This window comes from Fusobacterium sp. IOR10 (genome assembly GCF_010367435.1).
Classification (GTDB): domain Bacteria; phylum Fusobacteriota; class Fusobacteriia; order Fusobacteriales; family Fusobacteriaceae; genus Fusobacterium_B.
The window spans coordinates 1-16,254 of the sequence record NZ_WJWY01000010.1 but is presented as its reverse complement, the minus strand read 5'-3'; the positions used below and the strand labels follow the sequence as shown (position 1 = coordinate 16,254).

The following is a 16,254-nucleotide window of genomic DNA, read 5'->3' as shown; positions in this document are numbered from 1 at the left end:
CACAGAATTTATTCTGTGGTTTTTTCTTTGAAAATTTAGTATAATGAAGGTAATAAATATATTTTATTTATGTGGTGAATAAGGAGTATATAATGAAAGTAATGATTGTAACAGGATTAAGTGGAGCAGGAAAAACTATAGCATTACATGCCTTGGAGGACAAGGGTTATTTTACTATGGACAATACTTTATGCAGAATTGCAATTTTTCTTTTACAAAATATAGAGAAGGGTGAAACAGAGCTGAATATAGATAAATTAGCACTGGGAATAGATAATAGAGCTATTTCATCTGACAAGGAATTTGCATTATTACTTCAATGCTTAGAAAGTATTGCAGTTGACTATGAAATTTTATTTTTAACAGCATCAAATAAAACTATATTAAATAGATATAGTTTAACAAGAAGAAGACATCCCTTTGGAGCTTCAACTTTATTAAAAAGTATAAAAGAAGAAAGAAAAGCAATGACCAATGTTAGAGAAAAATCTACATTTATTTTGGATACTTCTGAAATGTCAGCTAAGGATTTAGCAAGTATGATAGGAGAAATGGGTTCAATTAATAAAAAGCAACAAATTAGTATTCATATTAGATCTTTTGGATTTAAATATGGGGTTCCAATGGATACAGATTTAGTTTTTGATGTTAGAATGTTACCGAATCCATTTTATATAGAAGAATTAAGGGAAAAAACTGGAAAGGATAAAGAGGTTTCAGATTATGTTATGAAATTTAAAGAATCAAAGGAATTATATTCTAAGATATTAGATATGATAAAATTTTTATTACCTTTATATATTAAAGATAGCAAACATCATTTGACTATAGGAATAGGTTGTAGTGGTGGGCAGCATAGATCGGTTACCTTTGTAAATAAATTGTCCGAAGATTTAGATTATAATAAAGTGGGAAAGATTTATGTGAGTCATAGGGAAGAGGAAAATAACCATTGGAAATAAAAAATTATAATATTCCTAAATTACCAGGAGTATATTTAATGAAGAACAATAATAAGGTAATTTATGTTGGAAAGGCAAAAAATTTACAAAAAAGAGTTTATTCCTATTTTTTTTTAGATCACAAGGATGAAAAAACTAAAAATTTAGTTAGAAATATAGAGGATATAGAGACAATTATTTGTAACAGTGAAGTGGATGCTTTTATTTTAGAAAATAATTTAATAAAAAAATATTCTCCAAAATACAACATTCAACTAAAGGATGAAAAAACATATCCATATATAAAAATTTCCAAGGAAAAATTTCCAAAAATATCAATTATAAGAACAACAAAATTATTAAACCCAAAAACTGGTTATTATTTTGGCCCTTATCCAAATGGAGCTTGGAAATTAAAAGAGACAATGGTTAAGTTGTTTAAAATAAGAGATTGCAATAGGGATATGAATAAAAAATTCAACAGACCCTGTTTAAAATATTATATGAAATTTTGTAGTGGTCCTTGTGTTTTTAAAGATATAGAAAAAGAATATAATGAAAAAGTTAATTTTTCAAAGGAAATTTTAAATGGGAAGGGAAAAAAAATAATAAAAGAGTTAGATACTCTTATGAAATTATCAGCTGAAAATATGGAATTTGAAAAGGCAATAGTATATAGAGAACAAAAGAAAGAAATAGAAGAAACAGTTAATAATCAAGTTTCCCAGTATGGAAAGGGAATAGATGAAGATGTATTTTGTATGGCAAAGGATGGAAGTAGAATATTTATTTGTATATTAAATATGAGGGAAGGTAAAATTTTAGGAAAAAATTCCATAACCCTAAGTTTAAATGGAAAAATAGAAAGTAATATATTTCAAAATGTTGTTAGGGGTTTTTATACAAATCATCCAATACCAAATAGTATTGTTTTTCAATATGAATATAAAGAAAATCAAGCTTTATTAGAGGAATGGCTTAGAATAAAAAAAGGTAAAAAAATTCAATTGAATTTTCCATTAAGGGGAGGAAGAAGAAAAAGTATTCTTAATATGGCCTATTTAAATTTAAATAAAGATATAATTAGTTTCTATAATAAAAAAAATATTATAGAAGAATCAATGTCAAAACTATATAATGGACTAAATTTAAAGAGGTATCCTAGAAAAATAGAATGTTTTGATATTTCCAATATCCAAGGAAAGGATGCAGTTGCTTCAATGAGTGTTTCAATTGAAGGAAGGGCTTCAAAAAAAGATTATAGGAAATATAAAATTAATTCCAAAGACACACCTGATGATTTTCAAATGATGAAAGAGGTTATAGAAAGAAGATATTCTAAACTAAAAAAAGAGGATTTTCCAGATATAATATTAATTGATGGGGGATTAGGTCAAATAAATTCAGTTGGACAAATATTAGAGTCAATAGGTAGGGATAATATTTCTGATTTATTAAGTATTGCTAAAAAGGAAGAATTAATTTATAAGTATAAGGAAAAGGAACCATATAAGTTTTCCCAATCAGATGAAACTTTAAAAATTTTAATAAGAGCCCGTGATGAAGCACATAGATTTGGAATTACTTATCATAGAAAACTTAGAAAAAAAAGAATTATAAAAAGTGAATTAGATGATATTGAGGGAATAGGGGAAAAAAGAAGAAATAAATTATTAAGGTATTTTGGTTCTGTGGAGGGAATAAGAAATTCCAGTGTGGAAGAGATATCTAAAATAATCCCTTTGAAGATTGCAGAAAAAATAATTGAAAAATTAAAAAATACAGATAATAATTAGAAATATTTGATATAATATACTCTAAGGTTATAAAATTGAATTTGGAGGGCTTTAATGGCAATATACTTAACTATATTAATTTTAATTGGGATATTTATTTTTCTTTTGAAAAATCAAGAGAAGGAAAGTATTATTACAATTGAAAAAATTTTAAAAAGTTTAAAAGATAAAAAATTCTATGAAAAAATACCACAAGAATTAAAGGAACAGTACATAGAAACTTTGAAGAAAATTATCAAGCAAGACTTAGAGTTGGATAATTCCCTAGAAGAGCTTAGGGAATATAGAAAAGAATTGGAAGTTACATATAATTCTTTGTTTGAAAAATCTAAAAAATTAGAATATAGTAATCAAATACTAGAAACAAGAGTAACAAATCTTTCCAATATAAATGCCCTATCAAGAACAGTGCTTTCAATAATAGAATTAGAGCATATTATAAATATAATTTTAGATGCTTATTTTGTACTAACAGGGGCAAAGAAAGTTTCCTTATATCTATGGGAAAATGGAAAATTAACCAACAAACAAATAAGAGGTAGTATTAATTTTAAAGGTGAAATTTCTTATTCAGAGGATATATTAAATAAATTTACATATCAAGATTATAAAAAAATATATGAGGATTTGAAAAAAGGATTTGCTTTGGAAAAGGATGAAATTGTAATAACTTCTCCCCTTTTAGTTAAAGGAAAAGAATTTGGTGTTATTTTTATAATAGAGGATAAAAACAAGTTTACAGATAGTGATGAAGAAACAATTTCAGCTTTAACTATTCAAGTTGCAATAGCTATTAATAATGCTAAAATTTATGCAGATTTAAGAATTAAAGAAAGAATTTCTCAAGAATTAGAAGTTGCAGCTAGAATTCAACAAAAAATAATACCTAAAAATATCAAAGAAATATATGGTCTTAGAATAGCAAATTATTTCAATCCTGCAAAGGAAGTTGGAGGAGACTATTATGATTATAATGTTTTAGATGAAGAGAATTTTTCAATAACAATTGCAGATGTTAGTGGGAAAGGTGTTCCAGCAGCATTTTTAATGGCCTTGGGAAGATCCATATTGAAAACTTTAGAAATTCAACATATAAATCCATCTAAAAATATGAAAAAATTAAACAGCATCATTTATCCAGATATAACAGAGGATATGTTTATAACAATGATGCATACAAACTTCAACTATAGAACAAAAATATTAACTTATTCAAATGCTGGACATACACCTCTTATTGTATACAAGGCTAAAAAGGATAAAGTTGAGTTTATAACAGTAAAGGGAGTAGCTATAGGATTTTTATCTGAATACAATTATAGACAAGGGGAATTAAAATTAGATAAGGGAGATATAGTTATTTATTATACAGATGGTATAACAGAGGCAGAGAATCCTAACAAAGAATTATTTGGATTTGATAGGTTGAAAGAAGTTGTCTATAACAATAAAAATAATGATGTTGAAGTTATAAAGAAAAATATATTAAATGAAATTGAAATATTTTGTAAAGGTTATCAACAGGTTGATGACATAACTTTTGTAGTAATAAAGAATACAGAAGAAAATAAAGGGGAGATAGATGAAAAATAAATGTTCTAATGTAGGGGGGCAAGCTGTTATAGAAGGTGTTATGATGAGAAATGGTTCCTTGCTTGCAACAGCAGTTCGAAAAACAAGTGGGGAAATAGTTTATAAAAAAACTCATTTTTCAGAAAATAGAAAAAAATTAGCTAAAATTCCTTTTATTAGAGGAGTTGTAGTTTTATTTGATTCCCTTGTAACTGGAATTAAGGAATTAACATTTTCAGCTAATGAAAGTGAAGAAAATGAAGAAGAACAAATGACAAATAGAGATGCAATACTGACAACTATTGTATCCTTAGGACTAGGTATATTATTATTTATAGTTTTACCGTCTTTGTTAGGAAGTTTTGTTTTTAAATCAAGTAGAGGTTATTCAAATATACTTGAAGGAGTTTTAAGATTAGTATTCTTTTTATTATATGTATGGATAATTTCATTTTCTAAGGATGTAAAAAGAGTGTTTGAGTATCATGGAGCAGAGCATAAAACAATTTATACTTACGAAAATGAGTTAGAATTGACTCCAGAAAATGCTAAGGAATTTACAACACTACATCCAAGATGTGGAACTAGTTTTTTATTAACAGTAATGTTAATTGCAATAATAGTTTTCAGTAGTATAGACTATTTATTGCCAATACCAACAACATTTATAGGGAAAATATCTCTTAAAGTTTTGTTAAGAGTTTTCTTAATGCCTTTAATAGCAGGATTATCATATGAATTCCAAAGATTTACAAGTAATCATTTGGACAATAAAATTATAAAATCATTAGCTCTTCCAGGTTTATATCTTCAAAAATTAACAACAAAAGAACCAGATGAAAAACAATTGGAAGTTGCAATAGTTGCATTAAAAGTAGCTTTAGATAAGGAAGTAACAAACGCAAGGGAAGTTTTTTAGTATAATAAAAAAGACTAAAGTATAATCTTTAGTCTTTTTTTCTTTAGTTGAATAATTCTTCAAAGGAAAAAACAAGTTCTTCTCTTTTTTCTTTAAAGTTTTTAAGTTTTCTAATGGGAAAATCATCTCCAAAAAGCTTAATGAAGAAGTTAAGGATTTCTTTTTCAAGATTTCTTTTATTTACTTTACGATCATCATAAAGTAAAGCTCTTTTTTCAACCTTGTCTCCAATTTTAATAAGGAGCATTCCTCTTCTAAAACCAACAATTTCAATAGCTCTGCATTTATCTTGATATTCATTTTCAAGATTTTTGAATTTTCTTTTTTCAGAGTTAACTCTTTTATTTTCAGTTCTTTGTTTAATTGCTTTCTCTTCTAAAATTTTAGTTTGTTTTCTTTTTGCTTTTATAACTGCAAATTCTTTTCCCTTAGGTTTATTTTTACTAATAACTTCCAATTTTTCACCTCTTTAAAATAAAAATATATACAATAATTATAAATTAATTGACATATGAAATGTTAGTAATTATACCATAGTTAATGATTAAAATCAATATAATTAAATAAATCACAGGAGAGCTTTCATTTAAATAATTTCCGATAATATGGAAATTATATATAAAATGTAGTATAATTATTTGTAAAAACAAAAATAAATATTATAGAGGAGAAAGATGTAAATGAGAAAGGAAGTAATTGTTATAGGTGCTGGTTTAGCAGGTAGTGAAGCAGCATATCAACTTGCAGAAAGAGGAATAAAAGTTAAGTTATATGAAATGAGACCAAAAATTAGTACAGAGGCCCATAAAACAGAATATTTTTCAGAACTAGTTTGTAGCAATTCTTTAGGGGGAGATCATTTAGGAAATGCCTCAGGGCTTATGAAGGAGGAATTGAGACGTTTAGGTTCACTTAACACGAGAATAGCTGATGAATTTAAAGTCCCTGCAGGACAAGCTCTAGCAGTTGATAGAAATCTTTTTTCTGAAAAAATAACTAACATATTAAAGCATCATGAAAATATAGAAATAATAAATGAAGAATTAAAGGAAATTCCTAAGGATAAAATAGTTTTAGTTGCCAGTGGGCCCTTAACTTCAGAAGCTTTATCAGAAAATATAAAAGAATTAACTCATGGGGAACAGTTATATTTTTATGACGCAGCAGCTCCAATTGTAACATTAGCATCAATAAATTTAGATAAAGTATATTTTCAATCTCGTTATGACAAAGGAGATGGAGAGTATATAAACTGTCCCATGAATGAAGAAGAATATAATAAATTTTATGAAAATTTAATCAATGCAGAAAGAGCTCCACTTAAAAAATTTGAAGAGGAAAAATTATTTGAAGGTTGTATGCCAGTTGAAAGAATAGCAACTAGGGGAATAAGGACTTTATTATATGGACCTTTAAAACCAAAGGGGTTGACTAATCCAAGAACAAATTCTAGGGATCATGCAGTGGTTCAACTTAGACAAGATGATAAAGAGGGAAGATTATATAATTTAGTTGGATTTCAAACTAATTTAAAATGGGGGGAACAAAAAAGAGTTTTCTCAATGATTCCAGGTTTAGAAAATGCAGAATTTGTGAGATATGGTGTAATGCATAGAAATACATTTATTGATTCTACTAAATTATTAAAAGGGAGTTTAAATTTAAAAAATAATGAAAATATTTATTTTGCAGGACAAATAACAGGGGGAGAAGGTTATGTTTGTGCAATGGCCACAGGTTTAATGGCTGGGATTAATATATATAATAAAATTATGGGAAAAGAAGAATTTATACTAGAGGATTTAACTGGTATAGGTTCAATTATAAAATATATAACTGAGGAAAAGAAGAATTTCCAACCAATGGGGCCTAATTTTGGTATAATAAGAGATCTAGAAGGAAAAAGAATCAGAGATAAAAGAGAAAGATATCATAAGGTTGCCAAGATAGCATTGGAATATCTAGATGAAAAAATTAAAGAAATAAATTAAAAAGTAAAATGGAGGGAAAATTGTGTTTCAAAAAATCATAAAGAATTTTTTATTTTATTCAGAATTCACGGAAAATAAAAGTGAAAACACAATAAAATCCTTGAAAAAAGATTTAGAGCAGTTGGAAGAATATTTAAAAGATAATATGATTGAAAATTTTAAAGATATAAATTCAGTTGATTTGAGAGGATTTATAGTAAGACTGCAAAAAAATAGAATATCAAAGAGAAGTATGAGTAGAAAAATATCTTCAATTAGAGTATTTTTTAGATATTTAAAAGATAATAATATAATTGATAAAAGTTTAGCAGAACTAATAGTGGCCCCTAGTTTTCAAGTTGAAATTCCAGAGATTTTATCAATGGATGAAATAAAAAAACTAAGAGAGATAATTGATACATCAAAATGTAATGGGATTAGAGATAGATTAATACTAGAATTTTTGTTTTCTTCTGGAATAACTCCAATGGAATTAATAATGTTAAGTGAAGGAGGGATAGATTTAGAAAAACGAGAGGCTGTTGTAAAAAATGGAAAAAGAATCAGGGTAGTTTTCTTTAGTGAAACAGCAAAAAAATATTTAGAATTATATATAGAGGCTAAAAAATTAAAATATAATGAGAAATATACAAAAAATATAATTTTTGTTAATGGGGCAGGAACAAGACTAAGTGATAGATCTCTAAGGAGATTATTAGTTAGATATGGGAAAAAAGCGGGAATAAAAAAAGAAGTAAACCCTTTCATATTTAGACATACATTTGGTGCATATATGTTGTCTCACGGGATGAATATAAATTATTTAAAGGAACTTATGGGACATAGAAATTTAGAAACTACAAAAATATATCAAGAATTAATAAAGAAACCAACAGTACTTAAAAATTTAAATATTAATTGAAAGTGGAGGAATATTTAATATGGAACAAATGAGAGCAACTACAATAATTGTAGCTAAAAGAGGAAAAGAAGTTGCAATAGGTGGAGATGGACAGGTAACATTGGGAGATACAGTTTTTAAATCAAGGGCTAAAAAAATAAAAAAAATAAAAAATTATAATGTTTTAACAGGTTTTGCAGGGGGAGCAGCAGATTCCTTTTCATTATCTGAAAAATTTGAAAAATATTTGGAACTATATAATGGAAATGTAAAAAAAGCTTCTGTTGAGCTTGCAAATGAATGGAGAGAAGATAAAGCTTTAAGAACTTTAGATGCTATGTTAATTGTAGCTAGTGAGGAAGATATTTTAGTTTTATCTGGAAATGGTGATATAATTGAACCTGATGAGGATATAATAGCAATAGGAAGTGGAGGGAATTATGCCTATTCAGCTGGAGTAGCCCTTTTAAAGAATACTGATTTTAGTCCAGAAAAAATAGTATTAGAATCTTTGAAAATAGCGTCATCAATTTGTATTTATACAAATTCAAATATATCTGTAGAGAAAATTTAAATTAAATAATTTTTAATAATTGGAGGAGTAATGTCAAAAAAATGTGTTGGGTGTGGAATAGAGCTTCAAAGTAAAGATAAGAATAAAAATGGGTACCTTCCTAAAAGTGCTTTGGAAAATAAAAGTAATAAGGGAAAGGATTTATATTGTCAAAGATGTTTTAAAATTAAAAACTATGGGGAATATATTCCAGTTGAAATGACAAGGGAAGATTATAAAAAGGAAGTTCAAGAAACAATTAAAGATGTGAAATTAGTTTTAGCAGTTTTTGATGTTATTGACTTTGAAGGATCCTTTGATGATGAAATATTAGATATATTAAGGGAAAAGGATTCAATTGTAGTATTAAACAAGATTGATTTAATACCTGGAGAAAAACATCCTTCTGAAGTTGCAGATTGGGCAAAATATAGATTAGGGGAAGAGGGAATAGCTCCTTTGGACATTGCAATAGTTAGTAGTAAAAATACATATGGAATAAGTGGAATATATAAAAAAATAAATCATTTTTATCCAAGGGGAGTAAAGGTTGCTGTACTAGGAGTAACAAATGTAGGGAAATCAAGTATAATAAATAGACTTATTGGGCATAAAATAGCTACTGAATCTAAATATCCAGGAACTACTTTAAAAAGTTCTAGAAATAAATTAAGAAATGCTGATATTACTTTAATAGATACTCCAGGTCTTATACCAGAGGGAAGATTTTCAGATTTAGTTTGTGAACAATGTAATTTAGATATAGTTCCTACAAATGAAATTTCAAGAAAAACTTATAAAGAAGGAAATGACAGGGTAATATTTATAGGAGGGTTAGTAAAAATAAGAATAATAGGTGATAATGAATTGAAACCTATTTTCTCAGTTTATGCTTCAAAAAATGTTAGTTATCATGATACTAATTTAGAAAAAGCAAAGGAATTAATGGAAAGTAGTAGAAGTGATATTTTTTATCCACCATGTGAAAATTGTTTTGAAGAGTTAAAAAAAGAAAAAATAGTTGTGAAAGAATTTGAAATTGAAACAGGTGAAGAAATGGCCTTTAAAGGTTTAGCTTGGTTGTCAGTTAAAAGAGGCCCTTTAAAATTAGAAGTAACTTATCCTGAAAAAGGTGAGATAGTTATAAGAAAGGCATTTATAAAACCAAAAAGATAGGGGTATTATATATGGAAGATAAGAATAAAATAAAATCTTGGCTAATGCAGATATCTTTAATAGCTGTAGGAATATTATTTTTAATTATTTATGTTGTCATACCTGGATCTCAAGACATTAAATATACTGAAAAAGCTGAAAAGGCTCAGAAAAAGTTAATAGAATTAAGGGTGGCTCTTGATAAATATTATAAAATTTCAGGGAAATATCCTGAATTAACTAGGGATGGAGCTAATAATAATTTAAGAATACTAGACTACACTGATAAAAATGGAAATATTATTTCCTTTGCTAAAATATATAATAAAAATTCAATAGAATATACAGAGGGAACTGATCAGCTAGGCAAAAACAATAAGGTTTTTGACACTAACGATTTTAAGAAAAACAATGGTTTAGCAGGATGGAACTATGACTACAGTGGACAAACAGGAGAAATCCATCCTAATTTACCTGTGGATATGTATAGACAGAAAATAGACTGGAGTGAACAATAGGAGGACATAATGAAGTATGATATAATTTTTTTAGGTGGAGGACAAGCAGGAGTTTTTGGAGCTTACGAAGCTGTAAAATTAAATCCCAAATTAAAAGTATTGGTTATAGATAAAGGAAGAATGCTAAAGGAAAGAGTATGCCCCAAAGAAACATTGGGTAAATGTGTAAATTGTCCCACTTGTGCAATAATTTATGGTGTTAGTGGTGCAGGGGCTTTTTCAGATTCAAAGTTCAATTTAGATTATAAAGTTGGTGGAGATGTTCATAAATTAGTGAGTAAAACCATTGTTAACGATACAATTAATTATGTTGTTAATATTTATAAAAAATTTGGATTTATGGAAGAAGCTACAGGGTTAAAATACAACACGGCTATGGAAGAAATAAAAAGAAAATGTATAGAAAATAGAATTCAATTAGTTGGTACTCCAACAATGCATTTAGGAACTGATGGTTCAAGAAGATTATATACAAAGTTAATAGACGAACTTCTAGAAAAGGGAGTTGAATTTAAAACAGAAAGAGATATAGAGGAATTAATAATAGAAGATGGAAAAATAAAAGGAGCAAAATGCTTATATAAAAATAAAATGGAAGAATATTATTCTGATAATGTTCTCCTTGCAATGGGTAGAAGTGGAGCTCATAAAGTTATGGAAATAAGTCATAAATATGGAGTAAACTGCACTAATGGAGCTATTGATATTGGAGTTAGAGTTGAAATTCCAGATATTATAATGAAAGAGATTAATGAAAATTTTTATGAGGCTAAAATGATTTATTATACAAAAACATATAGGGATAGAATGAGAACTTTTTGTAGTAATCCAAGTGGATTTATAGCAGCAGAAAAACATTCAGATAGTATAGTACTAGCTAATGGTCATGCTTATAAAAATAAAAAATCTAAAAATACAAATTTAGCATTGCTTTGTACAAAAACATTTACAAAACCATTTGATCAACCCTTTGAATATGCAGAAGCTATTGCAAAAATGTCTTCCATGCTCACAGGAGGAAAATTATTACTTCAATCTTATGGAGATTTAAAAGAAGGAAGACGTTCAACAGATGAAAAATTAGAAAGGCTTAATATTGTTCCAACAACTACAGATTATGTTGCTGGGGATATTTCTCTAGCTTGTCCTAAAAGGATATTAGATAATGTAATGGAATTTATTGAAGCTCACGATAAAATAACACCAGGTTTTGCTTCTTCAGATTTATTGTTATATTTTCCAGAAATAAAGTTTAGAAGTACTAGAATGACTTTAGATGAAAATATGATGACAAATATAAAAGGACTATATGCTGCAGGGGATGGGTCAGGGTATGGAAGTGGACTTAATATAGCAGCAGTAATGGGAATTTTATCTGTAAGAGATATGGTAAAGAAATTAAGTTAAATTAATAATAAAAAGGGTTAGCCCAACCTATTGGTTAGATAGATTGGGCTAAGGATGTATGATCAAACAGTTTCATATGAAACTGTTGTGAACTAAATTATAGTTTTTTTGTCCAATTAAATGGGTCTTTAGCTCTTCCCCATTGGATATCAGTAAGAGTATCATAAAGTTTTTGAGTAACCTCACCAGTTTTAAAATCATTAATAATAACAGTTTCTCCCTTGTAGAAAAGTTCTCCTATAGGAGATATAACTGCAGCAGTTCCAGTTCCAAAAGCTTCTTCTAACCTTCCAGTTCTTCCTGCTTCCATAAGAAAATCTATTGAGAAATGTTCTTCAACAACTTCATATCCCCACTTTTTAAAAAGTGCAAGACAAGAATCACGAGTTATTCCAGGAAGTACTGTTCCATCAATTGGAGAAGTATAAATTTTACCATCTATTTTAAACAATGCATTCATAGATCCTACTTCTTCAACATATTTTCTTTTTTCTCCATCTAGCCAAAGTACTTGTGTATATCCTTTTTCCTCAGCTTGAACTTGAGCAAGCATACTAGCAGCATAGTTTCCACCACATTTTGTAAATCCTGTTCCACCCTTTGAAGCACGTACTAGTGTGTCTTCAACATATATTTTAACAGGGTTAACTCCCTCAGGATAATAATTACCAACAGGACAAAGTATAACAACAAATTTGAAATTTCCAGCTGTATGAAGTCCAACTGTTTCCTCAGTTGAGAAAATAAAAGGACGAATATATAAAGATGTTCCATCAACATGAGGAACCCAATCTTTTTCAACATCTAAAAGAGAATTTATAGTTTCTAAAAAAACATCTTCAGGAATTTTAGGAATGCATAGTCTTTCACAAGAACTTTGTAATCTTCTAGCATTCATTTCAGGCCTGAAAAGTTGTATATCATTGTTAGGAGTTCTGTAAGCTTTCATTCCCTCAAAAACTTCTTGAGCATAGTGAAGAACAAAGGATGCAGGACTTAAAACTAAAGGACCGTAAGGCATTATTTGAGCATTATGCCATCCTTTTTCTGTAGTATAATTCATAGTCAGCATATGGTCAGTAAAATATTTACCAAATCCTAAATTACTTTCATCTGGTTTTGTTTTCAAATTCTTAGATTTTTCAAGTTTAATATCCATTATAAAGCCCCCTTAAAGTAATAAAAAAAACACAATCTTAAACAAGATTGTGTAAATGATTAATAAAATTATCAAAATATTTAAATGGAAATAAAAATTTAAATACTATTATTTGATAAAGATGGAAAAACATTTATTATCTTGTTTGGCATAATTTTTTTAAAAGCATGTATCAGAAATATTATTATGACGCTAAGTATTATTATTGATATAGAAATTATGACGTTAAGTAATAGCATGTTTGTTCCTCCTCGTAAATTTTTATTTATTAAAAACAAGTATAAATGAAATCAATGAAAAAAGCAAGTAAAATTTATTTTTTTTGGGGAATATTTTTTCAAATAATTCTTAATGAATTTAAAAATAATAAGTTAAGCAAAAAAAAGAAATAAAATGCCAATAAAAATTTTTATATAAAAAAAATATAGGGTATAATAGTTCTATATAAAAATTAGTAAAGGGGTAAAACATTGAAAAAAATAAAAATAACTGAAATAAAGGGAGTAAAAATAGGGCATGCTCAAAATATAAAAGGAGCAACTGGGTGTACAGTAATATTATGCCAAGAGGGTGGAGTTGCAGGGGTAGATGTTAGAGGAGGAGCCCCAGCTTCTAGAGAAACAGAACTTTTAAAGTCAGAAAATACTGTTGAAAAAGTACATGGAATATTTTTAAGCGGTGGAAGCGCCTACGGTCTAGATGCAGCAGCAGGTATAATGGAATACCTAGAAAAAAATAAAAAAGGTTTTAAGGTTAGAGGAGAAATTGTTCCAATTGTTTGTGGTTCATCACTTTTTGATCTAATAGTGGGAGATCCCAAATGTAGACCAGATAAAAAAATGGGTTATGAAGCTTGTTTAAATTCAGAAAAAGAGGAAATTAAAGAAGGTAATGTAGGAGCAGGAACAGGGGCAAGTATAGGTAAAATTAATGGGATAGAAAATGCCATGAAGGGAGGCCTTGGAATTTACGCTATTCAGCTTGGAGAATTAAAAGTTGGAGCTGTGGTGGCGGTAAATGCTTTTGGAGATGTTATAGATATTGATACAAATGAAATTTTAGCAGGTTTATTAAATAAAGAAAAAAACAAATTAATTAGTACAGAGGAAGAGATGTATTCTCAATATGAAAATTTAAGTAAGGATACTTTTAGCGGAAATACAACAATAGGTTGTATTATAACAAATGCTAAATTAACAAAGGCACAAATGAATAAGTTAGCTTCAATTTCTCACAATGCTTATGCTAAAGCAATTTCTCCTGTTCAGACAACAGTGGATGGAGATGCAATTTTCACATTAACAACAGGGGAAGTTGAAGTTAATCTAGATGTTGTAGGTGCGTTAGCTACTAAAGTTATGGGAAAGGCAATAAATAGGGGAATTTTAAAAGCAAAATCAGCATATAACTTAAAATCAGCAGAGGAAATGAGAAAAATCTAAAATGGAGGTATTATGAATAAAATTGAAAGAAGAAATTTAATAAAAGCATCCCTTGGGTTATTAAATAGCACATTAAAATTAGAAAATGCAAATTTGATCAATGTTTTTTCAGGGGAAATATACTTAGCAAACATATATATTTATAAAGAATTTATTGTTGATGTGGTTCAGTGTTCAAAGGATAAAAATAAACCAGCAGATAAAATAATAAATTTAAAGGGAAAATATTTAGCTCCAGGATTTATAGATTCTCATATGCATATAGAAAGTACTCATTTAACTCCATATAATTTTGCTCAAATAGCAATTCCAAAAGGTACAACTACTGTAATTGCAGATCCCCATGAGATAGTTAATGTTTTAGGGGAAGAAGGACTAGACTATATGTTGCAAGCATCTGAAAATTTACCTATGAATCAATATTTTTTAATTCCTTCCTGTGTTCCATCTGTTTTAAATTTAGAAAATTCAGGGGCAGTTGTAGGGGCAAAGGATATTGAAAAATGGTTAAATAAGGATAGAATTTTAGGTCTTGGAGAAATTATGGACTTTTTGGGAGTTATTAATTGTGAAGAAAGAATGGAAGATATAATAGATGTTGCTTACCAAAAGGGGAAATTTTTACAAGGTCATGCTCCAGGACTGACAGATGAAAAACTATCAGCTTATTTATGTGGAGGACCAGTTTCTTGTCATGAAACAAGGGATGGTTTCAAAGGCATAGAAAAAATAAGAAAGGGAATGTTTGTTGATGCTAGGGAAAGTTCAATGTCAAAAAATATAACTTCAATAGTTGAAAATATTTTAAGTAAGGGTCTTAAATCTCCTAGAAATTTTACCCTTTGTACAGACGATAGGGAACCTAAAGATATTATAGAAAATGGACATATAAATAATTGTTTGAAAATTGCTGTAAAGGCTGGATTAGATCCAATTGAAGCAATAAGAGCAGTAACTATTAACCCAGCTCAAGAGGTTGGGCTAGAAAAGTTAGGGGCAGTGGCTCCTGGTTATTTTGCAGATATGGTTGTTTTTGATAATTTAAAGGATTTTAATGTTGAAAAAACTTTTTATAGGGGAGAATTAGTTTCTGAATTTGGAGAAATGAAAAAATTAATAGAAAAAAAAGAATTGGAAATAGAAAAAAGAAATACAGTTTATATTTCAAATATAAGTGAAGAACAATTAAAGATAAGAACTCCTAAAAGGGAAGGGATTATTAAAATAAAGGGTATTTACTATGAGGATACTAAGAGAACTTTTACAAGATTAAAGGAATTTCAAGTTCCAGTAAAGGATTATTTTGTTGATTTATCTTCAACAGAATTAAATTTTGTGGCTATTATTAATAGACATAAGGGAAATAGTAATATTTCACTGGGAATTGTTGAAAATTTTACAATGAGAAAAGGAGCAGTTGGGACTACATATTCTCATGATTCTCACAATATGACAATAATATATAAGGATCCAAAGGATGCTCTAGTTATAGCTAATAGATTAAAAGAAATTGGTGGTGGAGTAGTTATAGGAGAAAATGGAATAATAAAAGATGAGGTTAATTTTCCAATTGCAGGGATGTTATCAAATGAAAATGCCTATGATACAGGAAAAAATATAGAAAGAATAAATTTACTTCTTAAGGACATGGGATTAGAATGCGATAGCCCTATAACAAGGCCAAGTTCCTTAGCTTTAATTGTAATTCCTGAGGTTAAAATAAGTGATGTTGGTATAATTGATGTATCTAACAAAAAAATAATAGAACAATTTTAAATAAAAAAAAGCCTCATTATGTAGTGCACCCAAAATCTTAGACAAATAAGATGGAGGGTGCATTTCTTATGTCCAAATTAACAAATAAACAAAAAATAGAAATTTATGAAAGAAGGTTGAAAGGAGAAACAGTAAAATCTTTAGC

The 16,254-nt window shown here is 28.1% G+C and carries 14 protein-coding genes; 12 read left to right on the top strand and 2 right to left on the bottom strand.

Annotated features, from left to right (window positions below; translation table 11 throughout):
• The first annotated feature begins 92 nt into the window (after nucleotides 1–92).
• Genes rapZ through GIL12_RS04095 form a run of 4 tightly spaced genes read left to right on the top strand, consistent with a single transcriptional unit; the run spans nucleotide 93 to nucleotide 5,228 of the window.
• On the top strand, nucleotides 93–962 hold the full coding sequence (rapZ, locus tag GIL12_RS04110; RefSeq protein ID WP_163469093.1) for an RNase adapter RapZ: 870 nt from the start codon (nucleotides 93–95) through the stop codon (nucleotides 960–962).
• The gene (gene uvrC, locus GIL12_RS04105; RefSeq protein WP_163469092.1) at nucleotides 953–2,737 is read left to right on the top strand and encodes an excinuclease ABC subunit UvrC; all 1,785 of its coding nucleotides are present in this window, start codon (nucleotides 953–955) and stop codon (nucleotides 2,735–2,737) included. Before rapZ ends, uvrC begins: the two co-directional genes overlap by 10 nt.
• A 54-nt stretch (nucleotides 2,738–2,791) precedes the next feature.
• Nucleotides 2,792–4,330, top strand: a complete 1,539-nt coding sequence (locus GIL12_RS04100) for a PP2C family protein-serine/threonine phosphatase (protein ID WP_163469091.1) — start codon at nucleotides 2,792–2,794, stop codon at nucleotides 4,328–4,330.
• Nucleotides 4,320–5,228: a DUF1385 domain-containing protein gene (locus tag GIL12_RS04095; protein ID WP_163469090.1), complete on the top strand. Its 909-nt coding sequence runs from the start codon at nucleotides 4,320–4,322 to the stop codon at nucleotides 5,226–5,228. The genes GIL12_RS04100 and GIL12_RS04095 overlap by 11 nt, the downstream gene beginning before the upstream one ends.
• Nucleotides 5,229–5,271: 43 nt before the next feature.
• Here the strand turns inward: GIL12_RS04095 and GIL12_RS04090 are convergent, their stop codons facing one another.
• Nucleotides 5,272–5,685 (bottom strand): hypothetical protein, encoded by a 414-nt coding sequence (locus GIL12_RS04090; RefSeq protein ID WP_163469089.1) that lies wholly within the window; start codon nucleotides 5,683–5,685, stop codon nucleotides 5,272–5,274.
• Nucleotides 5,686–5,908: 223 nt separating this feature from the next.
• Between GIL12_RS04090 and trmFO the strand changes: the two genes are divergently transcribed.
• From trmFO to GIL12_RS04060, 6 genes are read left to right on the top strand one after another with little or no spacing between them, the layout of a single operon-like run.
• Nucleotides 5,909–7,219: a methylenetetrahydrofolate--tRNA-(uracil(54)-C(5))-methyltransferase (FADH(2)-oxidizing) TrmFO gene (gene trmFO / locus GIL12_RS04085; protein WP_163469088.1), complete on the top strand. Its 1,311-nt coding sequence runs from the start codon at nucleotides 5,909–5,911 to the stop codon at nucleotides 7,217–7,219.
• A 22-nt stretch (nucleotides 7,220–7,241) separates the two neighbouring features.
• A complete protein-coding gene (locus tag GIL12_RS04080; protein ID WP_239056059.1) occupies nucleotides 7,242–8,120 on the top strand; it encodes a tyrosine-type recombinase/integrase in 879 nt (292 codons plus the stop codon).
• 19 nt (nucleotides 8,121–8,139) lie between these two features.
• Nucleotides 8,140–8,673 (top strand): ATP-dependent protease subunit HslV, encoded by a 534-nt coding sequence (gene hslV / locus GIL12_RS04075; RefSeq protein WP_163469087.1) that lies wholly within the window; start codon nucleotides 8,140–8,142, stop codon nucleotides 8,671–8,673.
• Nucleotides 8,674–8,703: 30 nt separating this feature from the next.
• Nucleotides 8,704–9,828 (top strand): ribosome biogenesis GTPase YqeH, encoded by a 1,125-nt coding sequence (gene yqeH, locus GIL12_RS04070; RefSeq protein WP_163469086.1) that lies wholly within the window; start codon nucleotides 8,704–8,706, stop codon nucleotides 9,826–9,828.
• Nucleotides 9,829–9,839: 11 nt separating this feature from the next.
• The gene (locus tag GIL12_RS04065; protein WP_239056058.1) at nucleotides 9,840–10,325 is read left to right on the top strand and encodes a hypothetical protein; all 486 of its coding nucleotides are present in this window, start codon (nucleotides 9,840–9,842) and stop codon (nucleotides 10,323–10,325) included.
• Nucleotides 10,326–10,334: 9 nt separating this feature from the next.
• Complete coding sequence (locus GIL12_RS04060; RefSeq protein WP_163469085.1) at nucleotides 10,335–11,732, top strand: NAD(P)/FAD-dependent oxidoreductase; 1,398 nt, start codon at nucleotides 10,335–10,337, stop codon at nucleotides 11,730–11,732.
• 97 nt (nucleotides 11,733–11,829) lie between these two features.
• On the opposite strand, the gene GIL12_RS04055 is transcribed toward GIL12_RS04060, so the two are convergent.
• The gene (locus GIL12_RS04055) at nucleotides 11,830–12,891 is read right to left on the bottom strand and encodes a branched-chain amino acid aminotransferase (RefSeq protein WP_163469084.1); all 1,062 of its coding nucleotides are present in this window, start codon (nucleotides 12,889–12,891) and stop codon (nucleotides 11,830–11,832) included.
• A 470-nt stretch (nucleotides 12,892–13,361) separates the two neighbouring features.
• Here GIL12_RS04055 and GIL12_RS04050 point away from each other — a divergent pair, with 470 nt between their 5' ends.
• Entirely contained in the window at nucleotides 13,362–14,333 is a 972-nt protein-coding gene (locus tag GIL12_RS04050; RefSeq protein WP_163469083.1) for a P1 family peptidase, read from the top strand.
• Between the two features lie 12 nt (nucleotides 14,334–14,345).
• The gene (gene ade / locus GIL12_RS04045) at nucleotides 14,346–16,109 is read left to right on the top strand and encodes an adenine deaminase (protein WP_163469082.1); all 1,764 of its coding nucleotides are present in this window, start codon (nucleotides 14,346–14,348) and stop codon (nucleotides 16,107–16,109) included.
• Nucleotides 16,110–16,254: the final 145 nt, after the last annotated feature.